This is a genomic window from Polaromonas sp. UBA4122, assembly GCA_002381615.1.
Classification (GTDB): Bacteria; Pseudomonadota; Gammaproteobacteria; order Burkholderiales; family Burkholderiaceae_C; genus Polaromonas.
In genome coordinates this window covers 15,519-15,746 of record DFWY01000071.1, presented here as the reverse complement: position 1 = coordinate 15,746, position 228 = coordinate 15,519, and the positions used below count along the sequence as shown (strand labels likewise).

Sequence of the window (228 nt, the reverse complement as noted above, 5' to 3'; positions counted from 1 at the left end):
GGCGCAACCGGTGCGGCGGCCGGAGTTTCGTGCAGTCCAGCCGGGTGCGGATTGAGCGTGTCGTTGTCCACCACACCATCGACAAAATGCACGATGCGTTTGGCATAGGCCGCCATGTCCGCTTCATGCGTGACCATCAGAACGGTAATGCCGTGGTTCACGTTAAGGCCCCACAGTAGTTCCATGATTTCGCGGCTGCGTTGCGTGTCCAGGTTGCCGGTGGGCTCG

1 pseudogene is annotated in these 228 nt (G+C 61.0%); it reads right to left on the bottom strand.

Annotation, left to right across the window (positions count from 1 at the left end):
* A pseudogene (locus B3F77_RS09360) lies at positions 1–228 on the bottom strand (macrolide ABC transporter ATP-binding protein); the annotation flags it as partial.